Source organism: Halovivax gelatinilyticus (genome assembly GCF_024300625.1).
GTDB classification, from domain to species: Archaea; Halobacteriota; Halobacteria; order Halobacteriales; family Natrialbaceae; genus Halovivax; species Halovivax gelatinilyticus.
The window spans coordinates 859,855-879,728 of the sequence record NZ_CP101322.1 but is presented as its reverse complement, the minus strand read 5'-3'; the positions used below and the strand labels follow the sequence as shown (position 1 = coordinate 879,728).

Annotated in this window: 22 protein-coding genes; 8 read left to right on the top strand and 14 right to left on the bottom strand. The window is 63.9% G+C overall.

Features of this window, described 5'->3' with window-relative positions:
• Positions 1-123: 123 nt before the first annotated feature.
• Entirely contained in the window at positions 124-1,017 is an 894-nt protein-coding gene (locus NKH31_RS04245) for a proline iminopeptidase-family hydrolase (protein WP_254863900.1), read from the bottom strand.
• Between the two features lie 621 nt (positions 1,018-1,638).
• On the opposite strand from NKH31_RS04245, the gene NKH31_RS04240 reads away from it, so the two are divergent.
• Positions 1,639-2,931: an MFS transporter gene (locus NKH31_RS04240; RefSeq protein WP_254863899.1), complete on the top strand. Its 1,293-nt coding sequence runs from the start codon at positions 1,639-1,641 to the stop codon at positions 2,929-2,931.
• A gap of 80 nt (positions 2,932-3,011) precedes the next feature.
• On the opposite strand, the gene arsM is transcribed toward NKH31_RS04240, so the two are convergent.
• The 4 genes from arsM to NKH31_RS04220 all read right to left on the bottom strand — a co-directional run bounded on the left by arsM (position 3,012) and on the right by NKH31_RS04220 (position 5,785).
• Positions 3,012-3,803 (bottom strand): arsenite methyltransferase, encoded by a 792-nt coding sequence (gene arsM / locus NKH31_RS04235; protein ID WP_254863898.1) that lies wholly within the window; start codon positions 3,801-3,803, stop codon positions 3,012-3,014.
• A gap of 13 nt (positions 3,804-3,816) precedes the next feature.
• Positions 3,817-4,221 (bottom strand): ArsR/SmtB family transcription factor, encoded by a 405-nt coding sequence (locus NKH31_RS04230; protein ID WP_254863897.1) that lies wholly within the window; start codon positions 4,219-4,221, stop codon positions 3,817-3,819.
• A gap of 211 nt (positions 4,222-4,432) precedes the next feature.
• Entirely contained in the window at positions 4,433-4,990 is a 558-nt protein-coding gene (locus NKH31_RS04225) for an XTP/dITP diphosphatase (protein WP_254863896.1), read from the bottom strand.
• Positions 4,991-5,053: 63 nt separating this feature from the next.
• Positions 5,054-5,785 (bottom strand): helix-turn-helix domain-containing protein, encoded by a 732-nt coding sequence (locus NKH31_RS04220; RefSeq protein ID WP_254863895.1) that lies wholly within the window; start codon positions 5,783-5,785, stop codon positions 5,054-5,056.
• A gap of 7 nt (positions 5,786-5,792) precedes the next feature.
• Here NKH31_RS04220 and NKH31_RS04215 point away from each other — a divergent pair, with 7 nt between their 5' ends.
• Complete coding sequence (locus tag NKH31_RS04215) at positions 5,793-7,493, top strand: NADH-quinone oxidoreductase subunit D (protein ID WP_254863894.1); 1,701 nt, start codon at positions 5,793-5,795, stop codon at positions 7,491-7,493.
• A gap of 636 nt (positions 7,494-8,129) precedes the next feature.
• Here NKH31_RS04215 and NKH31_RS04210 read toward each other — a convergent pair.
• The 4 genes from NKH31_RS04210 to NKH31_RS04195 all read right to left on the bottom strand — a co-directional run bounded on the left by NKH31_RS04210 (position 8,130) and on the right by NKH31_RS04195 (position 10,262).
• A complete protein-coding gene (locus NKH31_RS04210; RefSeq protein WP_254863893.1) occupies positions 8,130-8,315 on the bottom strand; it encodes a hypothetical protein in 186 nt (61 codons plus the stop codon).
• Positions 8,312-8,662 carry a HalOD1 output domain-containing protein gene (locus NKH31_RS04205; protein ID WP_254863892.1) on the bottom strand — a complete coding sequence of 117 codons (351 nt, stop codon included), beginning with the start codon at positions 8,660-8,662 and terminating at the stop codon, positions 8,312-8,314. Before NKH31_RS04205 ends, NKH31_RS04210 begins: the two co-directional genes overlap by 4 nt.
• Positions 8,663-8,743: 81 nt before the next feature.
• Positions 8,744-9,388, bottom strand: coding sequence for a helix-turn-helix domain-containing protein (locus NKH31_RS04200; RefSeq protein WP_254863891.1), 645 nt, complete (start codon positions 9,386-9,388; stop codon positions 8,744-8,746).
• 232 nt (positions 9,389-9,620) lie between these two features.
• A complete protein-coding gene (locus NKH31_RS04195; protein ID WP_254863890.1) occupies positions 9,621-10,262 on the bottom strand; it encodes a helix-turn-helix domain-containing protein in 642 nt (213 codons plus the stop codon).
• 189 nt (positions 10,263-10,451) lie between these two features.
• Here NKH31_RS04195 and NKH31_RS04190 point away from each other — a divergent pair, with 189 nt between their 5' ends.
• The 3 genes from NKH31_RS04190 (at position 10,452) to NKH31_RS04185 (ending at position 12,346) form a co-directional block, all read left to right on the top strand.
• The gene (locus NKH31_RS04190; RefSeq protein ID WP_254863889.1) at positions 10,452-11,108 is read left to right on the top strand and encodes a helix-turn-helix domain-containing protein; all 657 of its coding nucleotides are present in this window, start codon (positions 10,452-10,454) and stop codon (positions 11,106-11,108) included.
• Positions 11,109-11,175: 67 nt separating this feature from the next.
• Entirely contained in the window at positions 11,176-11,583 is a 408-nt protein-coding gene (locus tag NKH31_RS17805; protein WP_425492309.1) for a DUF7344 domain-containing protein, read from the top strand.
• A 574-nt stretch (positions 11,584-12,157) separates the two neighbouring features.
• Positions 12,158-12,346 (top strand): hypothetical protein, encoded by a 189-nt coding sequence (locus NKH31_RS04185; RefSeq protein ID WP_254863888.1) that lies wholly within the window; start codon positions 12,158-12,160, stop codon positions 12,344-12,346.
• Between the two features lie 102 nt (positions 12,347-12,448).
• On the opposite strand, the gene NKH31_RS04180 is transcribed toward NKH31_RS04185, so the two are convergent.
• From NKH31_RS04180 to NKH31_RS04165, 4 genes are all read right to left on the bottom strand, one after another.
• The gene (locus NKH31_RS04180) at positions 12,449-12,727 is read right to left on the bottom strand and encodes a DUF5808 domain-containing protein (RefSeq protein WP_254863887.1); all 279 of its coding nucleotides are present in this window, start codon (positions 12,725-12,727) and stop codon (positions 12,449-12,451) included.
• Positions 12,728-12,823: 96 nt separating this feature from the next.
• Complete coding sequence (locus NKH31_RS04175) at positions 12,824-14,482, bottom strand: bifunctional N(6)-L-threonylcarbamoyladenine synthase/serine/threonine protein kinase (protein ID WP_254863886.1); 1,659 nt, start codon at positions 14,480-14,482, stop codon at positions 12,824-12,826.
• A 63-nt stretch (positions 14,483-14,545) separates the two neighbouring features.
• Positions 14,546-14,680, bottom strand: coding sequence for a 30S ribosomal protein S27ae (locus tag NKH31_RS04170; protein WP_254863885.1), 135 nt, complete (start codon positions 14,678-14,680; stop codon positions 14,546-14,548).
• A 1-nt stretch (position 14,681) separates the two neighbouring features.
• Positions 14,682-14,999 carry a 30S ribosomal protein S24e gene (locus NKH31_RS04165; RefSeq protein ID WP_254863884.1) on the bottom strand — a complete coding sequence of 106 codons (318 nt, stop codon included), beginning with the start codon at positions 14,997-14,999 and terminating at the stop codon, positions 14,682-14,684.
• A gap of 166 nt (positions 15,000-15,165) precedes the next feature.
• Between NKH31_RS04165 and NKH31_RS04160 the strand changes: the two genes are divergently transcribed.
• On the top strand, positions 15,166-16,383 hold the full coding sequence (locus NKH31_RS04160; protein WP_254863883.1) for an outer membrane protein assembly factor BamB family protein: 1,218 nt from the start codon (positions 15,166-15,168) through the stop codon (positions 16,381-16,383).
• Positions 16,380-17,180, top strand: coding sequence for a hypothetical protein (locus NKH31_RS04155; protein ID WP_254863882.1), 801 nt, complete (start codon positions 16,380-16,382; stop codon positions 17,178-17,180). Before NKH31_RS04160 ends, NKH31_RS04155 begins: the two co-directional genes overlap by 4 nt.
• A gap of 4 nt (positions 17,181-17,184) precedes the next feature.
• On the opposite strand, the gene NKH31_RS04150 is transcribed toward NKH31_RS04155, so the two are convergent.
• Positions 17,185-18,225 carry a WD40/YVTN/BNR-like repeat-containing protein gene (locus NKH31_RS04150; RefSeq protein ID WP_254863881.1) on the bottom strand — a complete coding sequence of 347 codons (1,041 nt, stop codon included), beginning with the start codon at positions 18,223-18,225 and terminating at the stop codon, positions 17,185-17,187.
• Between the two features lie 154 nt (positions 18,226-18,379).
• Between NKH31_RS04150 and NKH31_RS04145 the strand changes: the two genes are divergently transcribed.
• Entirely contained in the window at positions 18,380-19,831 is a 1,452-nt protein-coding gene (locus tag NKH31_RS04145) for a sensor histidine kinase (protein ID WP_254863880.1), read from the top strand.
• Positions 19,832-19,874 lie beyond the last annotated feature (43 nt).

Here is a 19,874-nt window from a genome sequence, read left to right as displayed (position 1 = left end):
GCGTCCGACGAATAAAGCTACGCACCGCTCCGTCGCGTCGCACTATTCGCTACTACGTCGCGTCACATTTCACAGTCGCGTCGCGTCACAGTAGCGCACCACACTGGATTCCGGCCCGGGCGTTCACCGGGCGAGGAAATCCGAAACGACGTCGTAGTGTTCGTCGGGACGCTCCCAGAGGGGCATGTGGCTCGCGTCGGCGAACTCGTGTAGGGTGCTGTCGGGGATTCGGTCGGCGATCTCCGCGGCGATGGTCGGTCGGATCTCGTCGTACTCTCCGGTGAGGACGAGCGTCGGCTGTTCGATCTCGTGGAGGCGGTCGCGAACGTCCCACCCGCGGAGCCGGGCCTCCTCCTGAAGGACGTACTCGTTCGGCCCCCACATCAGCCCGTACGGCGTCGTCGCCACGTCGTCGAACGCACGTTGGACCGGGTCGGGGTACGGGTCGAGGCGACAGACGTGATTTGCGTACACGTCATCGAGCGCCTCGAGGTAGGCGGGCGCGTCGTACGCCCCGCGGGCTTCGTGGGCTTCGATCGTGTCACGTACCGTTGCGGGGAGGTCATCGACGAAGCCACGCATCGACTCGTACGCGGACTGCGTGTCGGAGAGCGTGTTCGCGAGCACGAGCGTATCGACGCGATGCGGATAGTCGAGGACGTACTCCTGGGCGAGCATGCCACCCCAGGACTGTCCGTAGAGGTCGACGGAGGCGACGCCGAGGGCGTCGCGAACGGCGTCGACTTCCGCCCGGTAGTGGTCGACGGTGTACCGGTCGAAATCGCCGGGGACCGGCGTCGCCGACCGGCCGACCCCGAACTGGTCGTAGAGGACGACAGACCGCTCGTCGTCGCCGTGGGCGGCGAGCGGGAGCAGGTAATCGTGTGGCATTCCCGGACCGCCGTGCAAGCCTAGGAGGACGTCGTCGCCCGTGCCGAACCGACGGTAGTAGAGCTCGTACTCGCCGACGTCGAAGAATCCTTCCGCGTGCGGCTGGTCGAGGTAGGTGCTCGTCATTGACCGGTTCTACACGGGATGGTGTGTTAAGCATTGACAACTTGCCGCGGATCGGACTGATGGGGGCTGTGTGGCACGGGGCCGTGTGCCGCTGGGATCGTTTCGACGATCGAACGTCCGTAGAGAGACGGGAGTAGCTCGCGCAGATTTCCGCCTTGTTCGATGTTTCGTTTGCAGTTAGTCCAGTTCTAGAACCGAATTATTCCACGTTGCGCGCCTCTCTATCCGATCGATCCGCGTTCGGTACGCCCAGAGGGCCCGTCTTAGCATCTGTCGACCGACAGGCATATGTCTCTGATCGGCCGACCACGATATCGAGCGCCGATGCGAGACGAACTCGATCACCGTCCGTGTTTCTCGCCGCGAACGCGCCCGGCTGCGCGATCGGTCGACTAGCTACAGCATTCGTCTCGCCTCGCTACGTGTTCCGTAGTCGCATTCTCTCCAGTGAACACACTCGTCAATGTCGACATCGACCGATCGCCCGGCCCACAGCGGGCCACACGGACGAACCGACCCGCCGTTCCGCACGGACCGGCCGCAACAACCGCCCCGCACGCCATCACTAGACTCGCCGCGTGAGGTCAACCAACCATTCGCCGGCCAACGGAGGGTGCGTCGATGAGTTACGGCAACGAGTCGATGGACGCGGAGCATCCGCCGCTTCGGCGAAACACCGACTTCCTGCGGTACTTCTTCGGCACGTTCGTCTCGAACGCCGGGGATAGCCTCTACGCTGTCGCGACGCTCTGGCTGGTCTTCGATCTGAGCGGATCGACGTTCCTGACGGGCGTCGCCAGCTCGCTGTTGCTCTTACCGTATCTATTACAGATCGTCGCTGGCCCCGTCGTCGACCGGCTCCCGCTCAAAGCCGTCCTCGTCGGCTCGCAGGTCGTCCAGGGCGTCGTCGTTCTCGTCTTCCCGCTCACGGCGTACACCGGCCACCTGACGGTCTGGCTCATCCTCGTCACGATTCCAGCGCTGGCGATGATGACGCTCGTCACGTCCCCGGTCCAGGCCGCGCTGGTCCCGCGTATCGTCGCCGACGAACAGCTGTCCCGGAGTAACTCCGCGCTCGCGACGGTCACGCTGGGTCTGGACATGCTCTTCGACGCGCTCGGGGGTCTCTTCATCGCCGTCTTCGGCGTGACGACGCTGTTTCTCCTCGACTCGATCACGTTCGCCGTCGCCAGCGTCCTCTTTCTCGGTATGACCGTCCCGTCGGTCGACGGCGGTGGCGAACCCGCGCCGGAGTCGCCGCTTACCACCTACGTGGATGACCTCCGCGCCGGGATCGACCGTCTTCGGGGAACCCTATTCGTTCCCCTGTTGCTCACATCTGCGGTGGTTAACTTCGCTGTCGGTGTGACGCTCGCGATCTTGCCGGCGTTCGGCGACTCGCTCGGCGGTCCCGCCCTGTACGGCCTGTTGCTCGGCGCCCTCGGCGTCGGCCGACTGCTCGGCTCGATCGCCGCCCCCTTCTTCTCGCGCGTGGCGTACGGCCGGTTCGTCGTAATCGCCTTCTCGCTGGCCGCGCTTTGCTGGGCGAGTTCGGTCGCCGTGTCGTCGCCGGCGCTCACCCTCGTCCTGTTCGGGCTCGCGTGGATTCCGAGCGGCATCAACGGCGTGCTGACCGAGACGCTGAACCAGCGGGTGTTTCCGAAACCCGTCCTGGGTCGGATCGCCGCGATCAAGGGGACGGCGGCGACCGCGACCCTTCCACTCGGTTCCCTGGTCGGCGGCCTCGTCGCCGGCAGCCTCGGCGTCGCGACGACGATGGGGCTGGCCGCCTTCGGCTTCGGATTCGTCGCCGGCTACGTCGCGATCCGTCCGTCGCTTCGGACGCTGCCGTCGGTGACGGATTCGACGGCGGCCGACTACGGGGTGACGGTTTCGGACGAAAATATTGGGTGACACACGGCGCTAGTTCGGTGGGCGTCTCACCCACCATCTAACGCACCGTCCGATCGACCGTTCCAATAGACGCGATCCGATCACGCCGGCTTGACGGCCTCGATTCGCGCCGAGACGATCGGCAGGGGCTCTCCATCGTAGCTCGCGTCCCACTCGCCGTCGACGGTCACGTCGATCCGCTGGAATCCCAGGTCGGCGAGCCAGGACTCGTATCGCTCGATCGGGGCCGCACCGCCGACGCAGCCGGAGACGAGGGTCGGGTCAGTGCGCACCGCGTCGGGCAGTGGATCCGTCGCGACGAGATCCGAAATCGACAGGCGCCCGCCCGGAGCGAGGACCCGATAGGCCTCAGCGAGTACCCGTCGTTTCGCATCGGAGAGATTGATCACGCAGTTCGAGATGATCGCGTCGACCGTCTCGTCGGCGACGGGAAGGTGTTCGATCTCGCCCAGTCTGAACTCGACGTTCTCGATGTCGCTCTCGCGGGCGTTCTCGCGGGCTCGATCGAGCATCTCGGGCGTCATGTCGACGCCGATGACCCGTCCCTCCGGGCCGACCTCGCGAGCGGCCAAAAAGCAATCGAAGCCGCCGCCGGAGCCGAGGTCGAGGACGGTCTCGCCGGGCTCGAGATTCGCCAGGGCGACGGGATTTCCACAGCCCAGGCCGAGATTCGACCCGTCGGGCGCCTCGTCGAGATCGTCGTCGTCGTACCCGAGATCGCGACTTCGTCCGTCCGGGTCGCCCACGTCTGCCGACCCGCCACAGCAGTCGCTCTCCGCGCTCGCGATCTCGGCGTATCGGTCGCGAACGAATTCGGTTCGATCGGTCTGTTCGTCCTCGGTCGGTCTGTGGTCGGATGAGTCGGTTGTCATTGGTGTCGATCGGTCACTCGCTGTCGCCGGTATCGATCGAGGCGGCCAGGTCGAGCAGTTCGGTTGCGGCGGTGTCAGCGATGCGGTAGTACGTCCAGCGCCCCTTCTTGCGCGTCCGCACGAGACCCGCCTCGCGCAGCGTCCGGAGGTGCGTCGCGACGGTCGACTGTGGCGCGTCGAGGACGACCTGCAACTCGCAGGCGCAGAGTTCTCCCTCGCGAAGCGCCGCCAGCGCTCGCAACCGGTGTTCGTTCGCCAGCGCGCCGAAGACGGCCGCCTGCGTCGAGACCGCTGCGTCGTCGGGTCGGCGGTCTCTGAGCGCGGTTACGCAGGCGTCAACGTCCGTATCGTCGTAGAGTCCGTCCAGCGAGTCGCAGGCGGCCTGGAGCGGTTCGGTGTGTGATGTTTCACTGGTCATTGGGTCGGTGCCGGAGACGGCCGTCGAAAACCGACCGTATTCCGGCCCGTTTTACACATCGACCTTTCTCGATATGAAACTAGGGGTTCGTTCTGGTTGCCCCGTCTCTCCATTCGAGGGCCGTTTGCTGGCCGCTCATTTCCCGTTTGAACCGATATCCAACACACTCGCTCAGGAGGGCCTCCTACCGATCACATTGGAAAAATCCGATTTATATCTGTGATAGCCACTCCGCGAACGCCGCGAACGCCCGGCCGCGGTGTGAGATGGCGTTTTTCTCCTCGGTCCCCATCTCGGCCATCGTCGTTCCGTTGTACGCGAAGATCGGATCGTAGCCGAATCCGCCGTCGCCGCGCGGGGAAACGAGCGTGCCCGCGACCGAGCCGGTGAACGTCTCGACGTCCGGATCGGAGCGATCGCCAGAGGCGTACGCGATCACCGACCGGAACCGGGCTCGGCGATTCTCCTCGTCGGCCGCGAGCGACCAGACGCGCTCGATGCCAAGGGTGTCTTCGACGTACGCGGAGTACGGCCCCGGAAAGCCGGAGAGTGCGTCAATCGCGAGCCCGGAATCTTCGACGAAGACGGGGTCGTCGCCGTCGAGCGACGCGAACGCCTCCCTCGCTCCACGGGCCGCGATTTCCTCGATGGAATCGGCCTGAACTTCGGTGTAATCGAACGACACCTGTTCGATCTCCGCGATCCCGTCGAAGTACTCCCGGGCTTCGCGTACCTTCCCCTCGTTTCCCGTGACGAATCGCAGTCGCATGGTCGTCTCACCGATGCGGACCGAAATAGTGGCGTCGGTCTCCCCGCTCGCGTCGCCTCGATCTCAGCCGAGGTCGAGCGCTTCGATCACCGCTCGCTCCGCCTTCCGGAGGTGTTCTGCGGCCGTTCCCGGCGCGCAGCCGACGGCTTCGGCGACGGTCTCGACGTCCGTCTCGCGTGGCACCTCGAAGTAGCCGTGCTCGCGTGCGACCCTGAGAACCTCCCGCTGTCTCGCGGTCAGGGCTGGACCCGGACCGCCCGCGTCGTACTCACCGATCCGATCGATCCTCACGTCGATCCCGTCGGGAACCGCGTCGATGGCCGCCCGGAGGTCGTCCGGCTCGCCGATCGCTCCGAAGCGGATCGTCCAGTCCGACCGGTACTCGACCGGCGGCACCGTCACCAGCGATCGGGTCGTGAACGCGTCGATCAACCGATCACCTACCTCGGTCCCCGTCGAGCGAACGGTGACGAAAAAGGCGTCGCCGGCGCCGTCGGTGATCGAGACCGAGACGACGTCGTCCGCGCGCGCTCGGATTGCCGCCTCGTACGTCTCGCGGTCGCCCTCGACGTGAAAGAGCATGACGACCTCGTCGGGGCGGTGATTCTGGCTCACCATCCGGTAGCGACCGATCTCGTCGCACTCGGCGACGAAGCGGTGCATCGGGTGGATCGTCTCCGAGCTGTGCGCGAGGGTGAGGCGGACGGCTTTCATCGCTCGATACTGTCCGCCCTGCGTATATATCACCTCGCCAGCGAGGCCCAACGCCGAGTCGGTGGCAGTTCCAACGGTCACGCAACCGATGTCCGAACCACCTGCACCCGATTCGTCGTCCGACCGGCTTCCGACGAGAACCGATGGTGGGTCACTTCTCACTGAGACAGACACAGACCCGACCGACGAGTGGGAGGCCCTGCTCGGCGAGTACGTTCTCGACCGCGACGACCACCTGAACGCCCCGGCGGTCGTCGCCCGGCCCGACGAGGTACGGGCCGTCCTCGAACGCTGCAAGACCGACGCCGGTCTCGATCACTGCGCCTGCGTCACCGCCCAGGCCGCCGACGACCGCTACGAGACGATCTACCACCTGCGGAGCTACGCCGACCCCACCCGCGAACTGAGCGTCGTGGTTCCCGTTCCCGTCTGCGACCCGCGGAGCCAGTCGGCCGCGCCGGTCTACCCGACCGCGAACTGGCACGAACGCGAGGCCTACGACCTCCTCGGCATAGAGTACGAGGGCCACCCCGATCTCCGGCGCATCCTCCTTCCCGAGACCTGGCAGGGCCATCCGCTCGCTCCCGATTACGATCGAGATCAGCCCCAGATCGTCCGGTTCGCCGAACACGAAAACCCGTTCGCCGGCGACGAGCGCGGGCAGCGTACGATGGTTCTCAACGTCGGTCCGCACCACCCCTCGACCCACGGGGTCCTCCACGTCAGGACCGTCCTCGACGGCGAGACCGTCGTCGATGTCGACCCGGATATCGGCTACATCCACCGCTGTGAGGAGCAACTCTGTCAATCCTGTACGTACCGCCACCAGATCATGCCCTACCCCGACCGCTGGGACTGGGTTTCCTCCGGCCTGCTCAACGAGTGGGCCTACGCCCGCACGACCGAGGACCTGGCGGACATCGAGGTGCCGGAATACGCGCGTGTCATCCGAACGATGGGCGCCGAACTCTCGCGGATGGCGTCGCACTTCATCGCGCTCGGCACGTACGCGCTCGACGTCGTCGGCGAGTTCACCGCCGCGTTCCAGTACGCCATGCGCGACCGGGAACTAATTCTCGACCTCTTAGAGCGCCTCACCGGCCAGCGCGTGATGTTCAACTACCTGCGACTCGGCGGCGTCGCCTGGGACTTGCCCGAACCCCGCGACGAATTCGTCGAGGCGGCGCGAACCCTCCTCGACGAACTCCCCGAGAAACTCGACGAGTACCACGAACTGCTCACGAGTAACGAGATCTTCCAATTGCGAACCGTCGGTCGCGGCGTTCTCGACGCTCAGACCGCCCGGGAATACGGCTGCACCGGTCCCGTCGCCCGCGCCTCGGGCGTCGACTACGACCTCCGCCGGGACGACCCGTACGGGCTGTACCCCGACCTCGAGTGGGACGTCGTCACCGAGTCCGACGGTGACAACTACAGCCGTCTCCTCGTCAGGATGAGCGAAGTCGAACAATCGGCCCGGATCGTCCGCCAGTGTCTCGATCGACTCGAAGACTGGCCGGCCGACGACCGCGAGGTCCAGTCCGCCGTTCCGCGGACGCTAAAGCCGCCCGCCGACGCCGAACTCTACCGCGCCGTCGAGGCCGCGAAGGGCGAACTCGGCATCTACATCCGCTCTGACGGCTCGCAGAAACCCGCTCGCTTCAAAATCCGCGGCCCGTCGTTCTCGAACCTCTCGGCGCTGCCCGAACTCGTCCGCGGCGAGTACGTCGCCGATCTGATAGCCGCGATCGGTAGTCTCGACTGCATCATGGGCGAGGTCGACCGGTGAGACGTCGGTGCGGGATCGATCGTCAGACTCTCGTCTTCAGGTGATGGTAGGACGCCGTAGATCCGGTGTCGGTCAATCGATCCGTTCGATCGCAGATGCTGTGCGAGCCGTTGGAACTGCGGGAGGCGGTCTACCCGACCACGTCGCCTCGGTCGGTAGACGGAAACTCGTTCGGTGCGTGGTGCAACCAACGTGCGTATCGATCGCGGAGGACGCTACTAATTCTGCTAGACTTTCTGGGAGTCGTGCAAGCCCTAAAGCACGCATTAAGCAGCAGAAGCGATTACAGGTCCAGGTACTCGTCATGATCGGCAACGGTCTGTTCAAAAAACCGACGTACCTCGTCGAATTTCGGTCCTCGCCGTACCTTGTCTTCAAACCTGTCGAACTCGACGAGCCCCGCATCCGATAGTTCGGGAAGCAGGACGTGGTGGAGTTCGTAACAGACCGTGAGGTGCTCCTCGGAGCCGAGTTTCTCTCCGTCACGAAATATCGGATCTGCACGTCTCGAATCATCACTCAGTAACGCACATAAGACTCGCCGCTGTTGGGCTGAGAGCACGCGTTCGACTCGGTCGCTGGTGCGGCACTCACGGTTCTATACCCTACTACCGTTCCGGTCACCCGCGCAGTTGCTCACGCCGAACGGTCGTTCTTTTCGACTTCGGTGACGATCACGTCCCAGTCGGGATGTTCGACTCCGTTCCGGCATTCGAATCCGCCTTCTACATCGATTCCGTTCTCGTAGGCCCTGACAAGGAGCGCTTTTAGCTCCGCGTTCAATTCCGCTTTCGACGTGACTGGAGCCACCTCAGACGTCATCTTCCCACGTTCCTCCCGTACTTTTCCGCGGCAGGCTCGTGCCCTGGTGTGACGGTGATCACGCCGTAGCTGTAGACGGTTATCGCGTGATCCTCGTGGATGAATGTGGAGTGGATATCCCCATCCGTTTCGTTTCGGACGCGGACGAGCGCATCTAACGCCTCTGGGTCGACAGTAGAATACAACGGGTCCAGTTCTACCGGATCTGCGTCCATCACGTCCGCCAGCGTTGCGACAACAGCCGTGCTTGCGGGGGTCTTCGCTCCATCGAACTGCGTCCGAACAGTCCCAGTTTCCTGATGATACTCGATCTCTTCTACGCCAACCCCAGCCACCATCGTGTTCATATCTACCCGTTCTAGCCGCCTGAATCGGTTTAGCAAGCCTACTGATTATACAGTGGGTTTAAATGGAGAGTCGCCAGAAACTCACGACGAACTAGCGAGGGTCGCTCCAATGAGGCGTCGATGCCCGCGGCGGAGTCGTGAGGAAAGCGATTGCTGGGTGATGTCGAGATCGGCTGCGATCTCTTCGAGCGACGCCTCGCGTGGCGTGTCGAAGTAGCCACGCTCGTAGGCCAATACCAGTGCTTCACGCTGGGTTTCGGTCAGCTCGTATCCCTCCCCCTGGATTGGAAGCATGGCGTGGACAGCGGTGATCTCGATCGGGATGTCGTTTTCCAGACAGTACTCTCGAAACTCTGCGATCGCTTCCTGACTTTCGCTGCGCACCTCGAATCGCCACTCGTCTTTCGTTCCGATCCCAGAGAGTACGACAACATTGGCTTTGGCCAGTGCACTCAGAATGCCGAAGTATTCTTGCATCCACTCTGCGCGCATCAGGTACTCGTCTTCGATGCTATCGACCAGTCGGATGTCCGTCACGCCCTCGTGTGACTCGAATTCGGCTTCGATGTCCCCCGTTTCTGAACCACGCACCCAGAAGTACGGGATGATCAGCGTTTCGTGGGGGATCAGTCGTTCCAACTCGACCGTCACGCCAGGCAAATTCTCGAAGATGCTGCCCAGTGGAAACTCTTCTGCCGGACTCGTAAATTCCATGACGGTCGCCATGCGGAGTCCTTCGTCTGGCAAACGAATAATCGCCAGGGGTGGTGTACCATGGATCCCAACGCGAACTGTCCCATCTGCACTGTCTGCGACGCCTCGTTCGTACTGATTTCCGAACAGAATGGTTGAACAGTGCTACACTCACTCGTATAGTAGCTCTCGAACCGATATACACACCGATTGCAACGCTTTCTTGCGATCGGATGTCCGGTGACTTTCAAGAGCTACGATAGTTCTACGGGGTGGTGAGTGTCTCACTGATGAGGCGTCGATGCCCGCGTCGGAGCCGAGAAGACAGCGACTGCTGGGTAATACCGATCTCAGCAGCGATCACTTCGAGCGACGACTCGCGTGGCGTATCGAAGTAGCCACGCTCGTAGGCCAATACCAGTGCCTCTCGCTGGGTTTCGGTCAACTCGAAGCTATCTCCTTGAATCGGGAGCAATGCGTGGACCATCGAAATGTCGATTGAAATACTACTTTCCTGGTAGTGAGTCCGAAATTCAGCGATTGCTTCTTGAGTGTCCCCGCGGACCTCGAAGCGCCACCCGTCAACTGTTCCGACCCCCGAGAGAACGGTTAGATTCGTCTCTGACAGCGCAGTCAACAGCCCGTCGTATTCTCGAACCCACTCAGCGCGCAAGAGATACTCGTCTTCGATGTGATCGACCAGTCGGATGTCCGCCACGCCCTCGTGTGGTTCGAACTCGGTTTCGATCTCCCCAGTTTCTGCGCCACGCACCCAGAAGTACGGATTTGTCAGCGTCTCGTGTGGAATGAGTCGCTCCAACTCGACCGTCACTCCAGGTACGTTCTCGAAAATACTTCCCAGCGGAAAGTCCTCGGCTGGGACGGTGAATGCCATCTCAGTTGCCATACGAGAACGCTCACACCAGGGACGGATAACTGGCCATGGTGTGCCATGGTTTTAAAGCTCTGGGAGGGCGATAACTGAGCGGTGTTGTGTATTCTGCACCTGGACGAATGTGGAGCGCCCTAGGTGGACATGGTACACCATGTATCCTTCTTTTGTACGCTCCAGCGCAACCTATTCCCATAAGCGAGTATGAGTGTGATAACGGAAGTCCGAATACCGCCCGACGATTTCGAACTCGGGCAGATTCTCAGTCTCGACGAGGCGTCGGCCATCGAGCTCGAAACGCTCGTCCCGAGTGGTGATGCTACCGTACCGCTCTTCTGGGTCTACGAACCGGTCGGAGACGGGTTTCTCGAAGCCGTCGAACGCTATCCAACGGTCAACAGCGTAACGGAGATGGAAGTGTTCGGAGATCGAACGCTGTTCAGGCTGGATTGGGATGCGAGCCAGGATCATCTCTTTCAATGCATCTTGAACCACGAGGGGCAGATATTGAGCGCGACCGGAACGTCAGAAGGATGGGATTTCGAGCTGCGATTTCCCCACCGTAAGGCCTTGTCTCGGGCTCAAGCCTGTTGTGAGGAGACACACATATCCCTGGAGCTCATTCGGGTGTACAATCCCACGGACCCAGGCGCTGGTCCGTGGTACGGCCTGAGCGAGCCACAACGAGAAGCCCTCATGCTTGCTGTTCGGATGGGATACTACGACATTCCACGAGGCTGTACGACCGAGGAGCTCGCGGCCGAACTCGAGATTTCCGATCAAGCGGTGACCGAACGGCTGCGGCGTGCCATCGGTGCGTTCGTCAGGCATACACTGCTCACCCCCGAACCAGAGCCATAAGCGAATTGGCCGACTCCATTGTGTACCATGGAATAGAACCAGGCAGTTGGGATTCCTCACTGTGAGTATGGATAAGAACCGAGAGCGAAGAGTACGTGATCTACAACAGATCGACGATATTTCCAGTTCAACGGAACGATCGAGCCCTCTTTCCCCCGATAGGCTTCTATCGGCAGTAGCGAACGAACACCGACGGGCCATCCTCAACTCACTGACTAGCACATCGGAGAAGACACTAACACACGATGCGCTCGTAGACCGGGTTGCAGACAGGGTTCGAGACAAAGACGCTGAGCGAAAATCCGATGAGCATCGCCGACGCGTCCGCATCGCGCTTCACCATACCCATCTCCCAAAACTGGAGGAGCTCCGGATAATCGACTGCGAGACCGAGGCGGGGCTCGTCCAGTTTATTGGCGGTGAACTGGAACGGGATCTCCTGACACTTTTCGAGCCGTACGACGCATACGAGTGACAAACTATCCGACCGACGTACCCCTTGTTCGGCCTCATTCAGACTAACTCTCTAAAATAGACATCGGTGGTCATTCCGATAACTGCTTTTCCTGTACGTAGCGTGTGCTGTCTGTGACAACCACCGGACGCTAGCGCCTGGCGAAGCGTTCGCCGCTCCATAACGGTCTATCCGTACTTGGTCTTGCGACCCGACGGTTGGTCCCGTGCCCAGGTCAGAATATCGAGCACTGTCGAACATTCTGTGAAATCCCCTCACTCCCGAACAGCCACTAGATGATATATACTAACTGATGTCTATGCAGTAATTGGAAGCCACGCTACACAACTGACGCGGGGACATGTGCAGTCCTCAAAAGAGCGCCGCTCTTTTGGACCCCGCAGGAGCAATCTCCTGCGTAGAAATGTCCCGGGTGGTGCACCCGAGACGTGGCTTCCAAACCCGAAGCGGATTTAGTCGCCATAATTGCGTACAAACCACCGGGACAAAAAGCTCTCGCACGTCTGTGGTATCGCCAGCGTCAGCTCCGATCCGGCTGTAGCTTGGATTCTTCGATCGATGGGGTGGTCGGTGGATGACCGACGGGTCGGCCTGCTATCGCTGCGGTGGCACGCGTCGTGGCGGCCGAGTCCGCCTCTCTGCGACCCACCGACGCGACGTCGTCCATCGGTTCCGGGACGTCCAGCGCACCATCTGTCTCGACTGTCTCGCCGGGATCGGGATGCTCGAACTCTGCGAGGACGGCGAACGGCCGATCCGGTAGCGACTGGTCGGTGACTATCGACCCGACGGCCGTTCTCGGTCCGCCGGGAGACGACTCCGATAGAACCGAACTCGAAAAATCAACGCTCGTCCAGTCCGATGCTCACTCGTCGTCGACGAGTACTTCGACCGGCTCGCCCGAGTCTTCCGTCTCGTCGGCGCCGGTGTCGGTACTCTCCTGCCAGAGCAAGACGGCGGCGACGCCGACGACCAGCCACGAGCGCCAGTTGGCGAGATTGAGCGTGTAGCCGACGCCGAACGGCTTCTCGACGAGCATCCCCTTGCCCGGCTGCCAGTACGACGAGAGCATGCGCCCGATGCTCGGTCGATCGAAGTTGTACGGAATCCCGAGAATCTCTCCGGAAGTCGGTTTGTCTGCCATACTGTCCGTTACGACCCCGGGTGTCAAGAGTATTGTGTGCCGGCGCGACGCACGCGAGCGGAGACGCCCCGATCGCGACTCGGTCGATTCGAGGGCTCACCCGCCGACGTAGCGGCCGCGGCCCTCGACCTCGCGGAGCCGATCCAGTACCGTCTCCGAGCCGGCCGCGCGATAAGCTTCGAGAAACGCCTCGCGGAGGGGTTCGGGCTCGCTCGCCGTCCCCACGAGGCTCTGGTCGAAGACGTGCAGATCCATCGCGTAATCTTCGACGTGGTCGGTGTGATAGCCCAGGCCGAAGTCGATGAGAGAGGTGCGATCCGACGTGATTTCGCCGACCTCGGCGTCTCCGTCGACGCGGACGTTTCGCGTCGTCGGATCGCCGTGGACGAAGCCGGCGTCGTGGATCGCCGCCAGGTGCCGGCCCACGTCGCGGACGCGGTCGACGGTGAGCCCGTCGCGCAGATCGCGCTCCCCGACGAATTCGAATTCGATCGTTCCGGCGTAGGGGTCGACGTCCGCGATGACCGGCGTCGGCACGCCGACGCGTCGGGCCTGGCTCGTCAGTCGCGCTTCGATCGCCGTCCGCTCCCGGCGAAGTCGCTCGTCGAGGGCGGGGTGACGGTAGGGTTTCGCCACGCGTCGTTTCGTGACGCGTCCGGCCTCGCGGTCGACCGTCACGACGGCCTCGGCGCCGTCAACGACCCGTTCGGCCGGTTCCGGCTCGCTGGAGGGCCGTCCGTCCCCCTGGCGCCAGGTTACGTCCACCTCGTCCGGGCGGAAATCCGGATCCACTCGCGACTGCTCGATCGGGAGCGTCTGGCCGGCTTCGTACATCTTCGCGCCCAACACGGCGATCATGCCGGCGTTGTCCCGGAGGAATGTCGACTCGGGCGCGAAAAACGCGGCGTCCCGTTCGTCACACATCGTCGCGAGCATCTCCCGGAGCCGGACGTTCTGGCCCACGCCCCCGCCGAGGACGAGTTCGTCGCTTCCCGTCAGCGACAGGGCTCGCTCTGAGACCTCCGTCAGCATTGCGAAGATGGTCTCCTGAAGCGAGAAGCAGACGTCCTCGATGGGCGTCCCGTCGTCGTAGGCGGCCTTCGCCGCCGACATAATTCCCGAAAACGAGAAGTCCATTCCCTTGACGACGTAGGGTAGCTCGACGTACTCGCCGTCCGTTGCGGCCGCCTCGACTTTCGGGCCGCCGGGGTGAGACCAGCCGACGTGTCGGGTGAACTTATCGATCGCGTTGCCGACGCCGGTGTCCATCGTCTCGCCGAGGACGCGGTAGCGGCCGTTTCGGTAGGCGAGCAGGTGGGCGTTCGCCCCGCTCGCGTTCAGACAGACCGGATCGTCGAAGTCGGCGGCGTGGCGGCCGATCTCCAGGTGGGCGACCATGTGGTTGACGCCGACCAGCGGGACCGAGAGCGTCTGGGCGAGCGCTCTGGCGGCCGTCGCGACGATTCGCAGACAGGGCCCGAGGCCCGGACCGCGCGAGAACGCGACGGCGTCGACCGGCGCGTCCGTCGAGGGGTCGTCCGTTGCGAGCTCTCGCGCGTACGCGAGCGCACGCTCTACCACCCTGGGAATCGCGTCGTGCATGTGCTCTGCGGCCTCGCGGGGGTGAATGCCGCCGCTTTCGGGCTGGTAGGCGTCGCTCTCTATGAACGTAGAATCGGTCGCGCAATCGTAGACGGCGGCGCTGGCCGCCCAGGCCGTGCCCTCGATTCCGAGGACGCGAAGCTCACGACTCACGGGTGACACCGGTCTCGGTTCGCGTTTCGACGATGCTCCTCGCTCGCGCTCGGAGCATCGCGCTTACTCCCACTCGGTGTAGCCGCACTTGCCGCAGTGGGTGCGGTCGCCGTGGTCGGCGAGGAAGGCGTCGCCACAGCGGGGACACTGTTCGCGATCGACGCTGCCGTCGTCGTCGTAGAGTTCGTAGTGTGCCATATCAGGCTTCCTCCGGCTCGGGTTCTTCTCCCTCGGCGTCGGCGCCGATCTTGTTACGATCGAGCATGTGGTCCTGTTCGACATCCGTGGCGGCCTCGGCGGTCTCGTAGACCTTCGCCGTGCCGACCGTCTTTCGCATGCCGAATTTGGTGTCCAGCTTGCGAACGACGACCTCGTTCGCGTCCTTGTTCAGCTTCGCAGCGAGGCTATCGCGCACTTGCAGTCGCGAGGGGGTCGCGTCGTCGTGGTGTAGTTCGAACGTAACGTCCGTACGATGCAACATCGGATTCTCGACTTCCTCGATGATGTCGACGTCCATGATATCACTCAGTTACCCTACTATCCCCGTGTCGGCGCTAAAAGGATTTCGAACCGCTCACCCCGCGTAACCGAGTTCGAGACCACGCTCTCGTCGGTAGTCGGCCCCGTACGAACGTGATCGCCGACGAACAGCTATTTGTACGACACCTCCCAACCGTCGAATAATGCCCTCCAGACGCGCCCTCCTCGCCAGCGTTGGGGTCGGGACCGCCGCCGCCACCGCCGTCGGCCTCACCCGTTCAGTTGACCATCGTCCGGTGGCGCCCGACGCGCTGGAATCGACCCCGTACGACTGGCCGGTGTCCAGATACGACGCGGCGGGGACGGGATACAATCCTGCGGCGGTGGGGCCGAAAACGAAGCCGACGGTGGCGTGGGAGGCGGATCTGCCCGACCGCCGACCGATGACGCCGATCCTGCTCGGCGAGACGCTGTTCGTCACGGGCCACGATTCGGTCGTCGCGTTCGATGCCCGCACCGGAGAACGGCGGTTCGCGCGGGGTGGATCGTTCCGATCGTCCCCGGCGCGCGCCGAAACCGACGTCTATCGGACCGACACGCTCGCTGTCGCCAATGCAGACGGTCTCTCTGGGCTAAGCACCAGCGGCGGATTCGGGACGGAGGACGTCTCGTTCGGGTTCGAACGCTGGCGCGCCCTGCCGTCCGAGTCGGACTCGCTTTTCGACCACGGTCGTGAAGCGTTCGACCCGGTCGCCGTCGATGACGTCGTTTTCGTGGCGGACGCGACCGCGGATCGACTCGTCGCGGTGGATGCGAACGACGGCCGCGTCCGCTGGGAGTACACATCGGAGGATCCGTTCGTTTCGCCCGCACACCGCCCCGTCGTCCGCGACGGGATCGTCTACCTCGCGACGAGTCTTCGATCGGTACACGCCGTAGACGCGGCGTCAGGCGAGTTGCTGTGGGAGTGGGAGCAGGCCGATCCGATCTGGGATCTTCGTCCACCGACGGCGACCGGTTCGGGCGTCGTCGTCCCGGCGAGGGGTGCCGTGGCCCTCGTCGACGAGGGTGAGGCGATCTGGACGTACGAGCACGGTGGGAACGCGACCGGCGGTGCGGCCGCCGTCGCCGACGGCACCGTCGTCATCTCCGACGGCGACGGCCACCTCCTCGGTCTCGATCTGGAGACCGGTGACTCGATATGGACGACCGAGTACGGCCCGCAGGTGGATCCGGTCGTCGCCGACGACGTCGTGTACGTCGCCTACGACTGGCTCCCGGAGGTCGTCGCCTTCGACCTCGAAACCGGTGAGGAGCGCTGGACGGTGGAGACGATTTACAGTCCGGCACAGCCGATCGTCGGCGACGACGTCCTGTACGTCGCGGGTCATGAGACGGTGATCGCTCTGGAGGAACGATGAGCGAACCGGACTCCTCCGACGGCGAACCCGATTCGAACGACGACGCCGCGGGTCGATCAGCGAGTCGAGACGCGCTCGCGAGGTTCGCGATCGGACGGGCGGTGGGTAAACTCCAGCACGATCCGCTACTGTTCGTCCCCTTTGTGATCGTCGGCGTCTGGCTGACCGTCGTCGATCAGTTCCGTCTGCGAGATCGGATTCCGGTCGACGAATCTCGCGCGCTCGAGAGTGGCCACCTCCAGATCGACGTTTCGTGGGTTCCGGCCGGCCGACCGGGAACGGAGCGGCTGTTCGGCTCGCTGGTCGACCTCCACCCCGAGTATCTGCTCTGGACGGTCGGTATCGAGGTCCTCGTCTACGTCTCGGTCGCATTAGCCGGCGTCTACACCATCGGCCGGGCGCTCGGGCGGTCGGTCACCCCGCGAGCGTTCGTCGCCTATCTGGGACTCGTGGTCGGTATCGACCTCTACGCACGCGCTGCGTTCGTCTTCGGCGGGCTCGGCGAGATCGGGATACTCGTCGGCATCGGCGCGGTTCTGGCCACCATCGTCGTATTCGTCTGGGGACTCCTCACACCGGCGCTCGTCGTCGCCGGTCGCTCGCCGGTATCGGCGCTCGGAGAGAGCGTCGCACGGACGCGCGGTCACGGATGGTCGATGGCGGGGCTCGTGGTACTGTTCGCGCTCGGGGTGACGCTTCTCTCCGGGATCCCGTACGCGGGGACGGCAACCTCCTTCCTCGTCGTCGGGACGTTCCACGCGGTGGTCCTGACGGTGGTACTCGACGAACTCCCCTGACCCGTCACGTCTCCGCGACGACCATCCCGCGGGGAACCTGCCGTTCCAGCGCGTCGTCCCACTCGATCGCCAGCCGTTCCCAGCTATCGCCGAAGTCGTCGGATCGGTACAGTCCGCGGTTGTTCGCGCCGTAGACCACGCCGGCCGTCCGGCCCGTCGCGAAGACGCTCCTGACGACGCCGTCGCCCGTGGGAAGGCCGCGATCGTCGAGGCGTTCCCAGGCGGATTCGCCGTCGAGCCGGTAGACGTGGGCGTCGGCCGATGGGGGACGGTGGGCGCTAGACGCGCCGGAGGCGCTCGATACGAGAACGCGCCCGGGGTCACTCGGATCGGCGACGATCGACCAGCAGTAGCGGTGGTCGAGTCCGACCTGCGGATGGTGCCACGTCTCGCCGCCGTCGATCGATCTGGCGAAGCCGTCGCCGGCGGCGGCGTAGACGAGTCCCTCGCGGTCGGCGTGCGTCTCCAGGCTGTGGTTGTCACGGCGCGACCCCTCCGGGCGCCCGCGCCAGGTGTCGCCGCCGTCGGTACTCAGGACGAACGCGCCGGCTTCGATGCCGACGTAGAGCCGATCCGGGTCGAACGGGTCGACGCAGATCCACCGGACGTGGTGTGTCTCTGGCCGCGGCGGGAAGAACCACTCCGGTTCGGATGGCAGGTTGGTGATCCCGTCGAGGTGGGTCCAGGTGTCGCCGCCGTCGGTCGACCGGTAGAGTCGGCTCGGTTCCGTCCCGGCATAGATCGTCGACGAATCGTGGGGCGAGACCGACAGGGCCGTCACCGGATCGCCCCCGCCGACGTCGAGTCGATCGAACGCCGAGTCTTCGAACGACGTCCCCGCCGCGTCGGTCGCCCGGAGACAGCCGTCGTCGAACGTGCCGACGTATACCGTTCCGTCCGCGTACGCGAGACACTGTAGCCGGCCGGCTTCGAGGGATGTCGAGACGACCTGAGCTCGGCCCGATCCAGTATCGTCCGCGTTCGATCTTCCTGAGTCGTCGACGCGCAGGACGCGATCCTCCGTGGCGAGGTAGACGGTCGTCATGGTCGATACTCCGTCGGACGGCACAATGATCCTTGGGGCGGGCAGACCGACGCCAGGCGACGTGTTCACGTACGAAGGTGGGCGCCACGCCAGGGGTGATAACCGGCCACATCAGTTATACGGGCTGGCTCGAAATTCCGTCTCGTCCACTACGATGTCCGTCGCTGGCCGACGTCTCCCTTCGATCGTCCGACAGAACGCGGTGGCGCTAGTCGGCGTGCTCTTTCTCGCGGTCGCGGTGAGCTACGCACTCGGGCGCGGCGGTGACCTCTCGCAACTCCTCCTGGAGGTGTTGTTCATGCTGGTCGTCGGCGTCGCGCTCGTCTGGGACGGCGTTCGCGGTCGGTTGGCTGACAGCTCGCCGCGCCGGTCGACGCTCGTCGCCGCTGGGGCCCTCGTCGGCGCCGCGATCGGGGCGCTGATTGCAGGCTGGGCCGTGTTACTCGCCGAGATGCGCATGCCCCAGGCGGCGGCCCCGCTCCAGATGGGATTGCTCGGCTGGAGTATCGGCGGCGGGGTCGGCGCCGTGATCGGACACAATTACACCTCGCTGGTAGCGAAACACCGCCAGACGGTGCGCCTATCGCGCGCGATAGATAGCTCGATGGATGGCGTCGCCATCATCGAAGATGGCGATCACGTCTACGTCAACGACGCCTACGCCGAACTCTACGGCTTTCACGACCCGGTTCAGCTGGAGGGTGAGCCCTGGCACCAGCTCTACACGAACGACGCGCTCGGAACGATCGAGCGCGAAATCATTCCGGCGCTCTCGGAACACTCGTTCTGGCGCGGCCGGCTCACCGGACGCAGAGCCGACGGAACGACGTTTCCCAAGGAGGTCACGTCTTCAACCGTCGGGTCCGGAAACGTCCTCGTCGTCAGGGACGTTTCGGTCCAGCGCCAGCGCGAGCAACGCATTCAGGTGCTAAATCGCGTCCTCAGACACAACCTGCGTAACACGTTTACGGTCATCCAGGGCCACGCGAACCTGCTGGCCGACCAGGCCCCGTCGCTCGAAGCGAGCCACGTCGAACCGATACGCGAGGAGATCGACGACCTCCTCGCGACCGCGGACAAAGCGCGCGGCGTCGAGCGGACGATCGACCGCCACGGCGAGGTGTACGCGGTCGCCCCGTCGGAGGCGGTCAGATCGGTCGTCGATCGAGCGACCGCGGCCTATCCCGACGCGTCGATTCGCTCGCACGTTCAGGAATCCGGCTTACCCGACGTCGACTCGCGCGTAACCGACGCGCTCGACGAACTGGTCGACAACGCGATCGAACACGCCACCGATCCCGAACCGACCGTCGAAGTGGCCGTCAGTTCCACGGCCGTAGACGAGCACTCCCGGGTCGAGTTTACCGTCACCGACGACGGACCAGGTATTCCCGAATCCGATCGACAGGCCGTTCTCGACGGCGAAGAGACCCCGCTCGCACACAGCTCGGGCCTCGGCCTCTGGCTGGTCAACTGGATCGTCCACTCCACCGGCGGCTCGTTGTCGTTCGACGAACCGTACGGCGGCGGGACGGCGGTGACGATCACCTATCGTGAAGACGACAACGTCGCCTTCGAACCGAGGGGCGAGGCCGTTCCGGCGTAAGTGGCGACCGGGTGTGGGTTCGCTGAGGGGAACTATTCCGAGT

Excerpts from the sequence above, each read along its gene's own strand:
- NKH31_RS04245 (WP_254863900.1), bottom strand. The coding sequence starts at position 1,017 with ATGACGAGCACCTACCTCGACCAGCCGCACGCGGAAGGATTCTTCGAC.
- NKH31_RS04240 (WP_254863899.1), top strand. The coding sequence starts at position 1,639 with ATGAGTTACGGCAACGAGTCGATGGACGCGGAGCATCCGCCGCTTCGG.
- arsM (WP_254863898.1), bottom strand. The coding sequence starts at position 3,803 with ATGACAACCGACTCATCCGACCACAGACCGACCGAGGACGAACAGACC.
- NKH31_RS04230 (WP_254863897.1), bottom strand. The coding sequence starts at position 4,221 with ATGACCAGTGAAACATCACACACCGAACCGCTCCAGGCCGCCTGCGAC.
- NKH31_RS04225 (WP_254863896.1), bottom strand. The coding sequence starts at position 4,990 with ATGCGACTGCGATTCGTCACGGGAAACGAGGGGAAGGTACGCGAAGCC.
- NKH31_RS04215 (WP_254863894.1), top strand. The coding sequence starts at position 5,793 with ATGTCCGAACCACCTGCACCCGATTCGTCGTCCGACCGGCTTCCGACG.
- NKH31_RS04210 (WP_254863893.1), bottom strand. The coding sequence starts at position 8,315 with ATGACGTCTGAGGTGGCTCCAGTCACGTCGAAAGCGGAATTGAACGCG.
- NKH31_RS04205 (WP_254863892.1), bottom strand. The coding sequence starts at position 8,662 with ATGAACACGATGGTGGCTGGGGTTGGCGTAGAAGAGATCGAGTATCAT.
- NKH31_RS04200 (WP_254863891.1), bottom strand. The coding sequence starts at position 9,388 with ATGGCGACCGTCATGGAATTTACGAGTCCGGCAGAAGAGTTTCCACTG.
- NKH31_RS04195 (WP_254863890.1), bottom strand. The coding sequence starts at position 10,262 with ATGGCAACTGAGATGGCATTCACCGTCCCAGCCGAGGACTTTCCGCTG.
- NKH31_RS04190 (WP_254863889.1), top strand. The coding sequence starts at position 10,452 with ATGAGTGTGATAACGGAAGTCCGAATACCGCCCGACGATTTCGAACTC.
- NKH31_RS17805 (WP_425492309.1), top strand. The coding sequence starts at position 11,176 with ATGGATAAGAACCGAGAGCGAAGAGTACGTGATCTACAACAGATCGAC.
- NKH31_RS04185 (WP_254863888.1), top strand. The coding sequence starts at position 12,158 with ATGACCGACGGGTCGGCCTGCTATCGCTGCGGTGGCACGCGTCGTGGC.
- NKH31_RS04180 (WP_254863887.1), bottom strand. The coding sequence starts at position 12,727 with ATGGCAGACAAACCGACTTCCGGAGAGATTCTCGGGATTCCGTACAAC.
- NKH31_RS04170 (WP_254863885.1), bottom strand. The coding sequence starts at position 14,680 with ATGGCACACTACGAACTCTACGACGACGACGGCAGCGTCGATCGCGAA.
- NKH31_RS04165 (WP_254863884.1), bottom strand. The coding sequence starts at position 14,999 with ATGGACGTCGACATCATCGAGGAAGTCGAGAATCCGATGTTGCATCGT.
- NKH31_RS04160 (WP_254863883.1), top strand. The coding sequence starts at position 15,166 with ATGCCCTCCAGACGCGCCCTCCTCGCCAGCGTTGGGGTCGGGACCGCC.
- NKH31_RS04155 (WP_254863882.1), top strand. The coding sequence starts at position 16,380 with ATGAGCGAACCGGACTCCTCCGACGGCGAACCCGATTCGAACGACGAC.
- NKH31_RS04150 (WP_254863881.1), bottom strand. The coding sequence starts at position 18,225 with ATGACGACCGTCTACCTCGCCACGGAGGATCGCGTCCTGCGCGTCGAC.
- NKH31_RS04145 (WP_254863880.1), top strand. The coding sequence starts at position 18,380 with ATGTCCGTCGCTGGCCGACGTCTCCCTTCGATCGTCCGACAGAACGCG.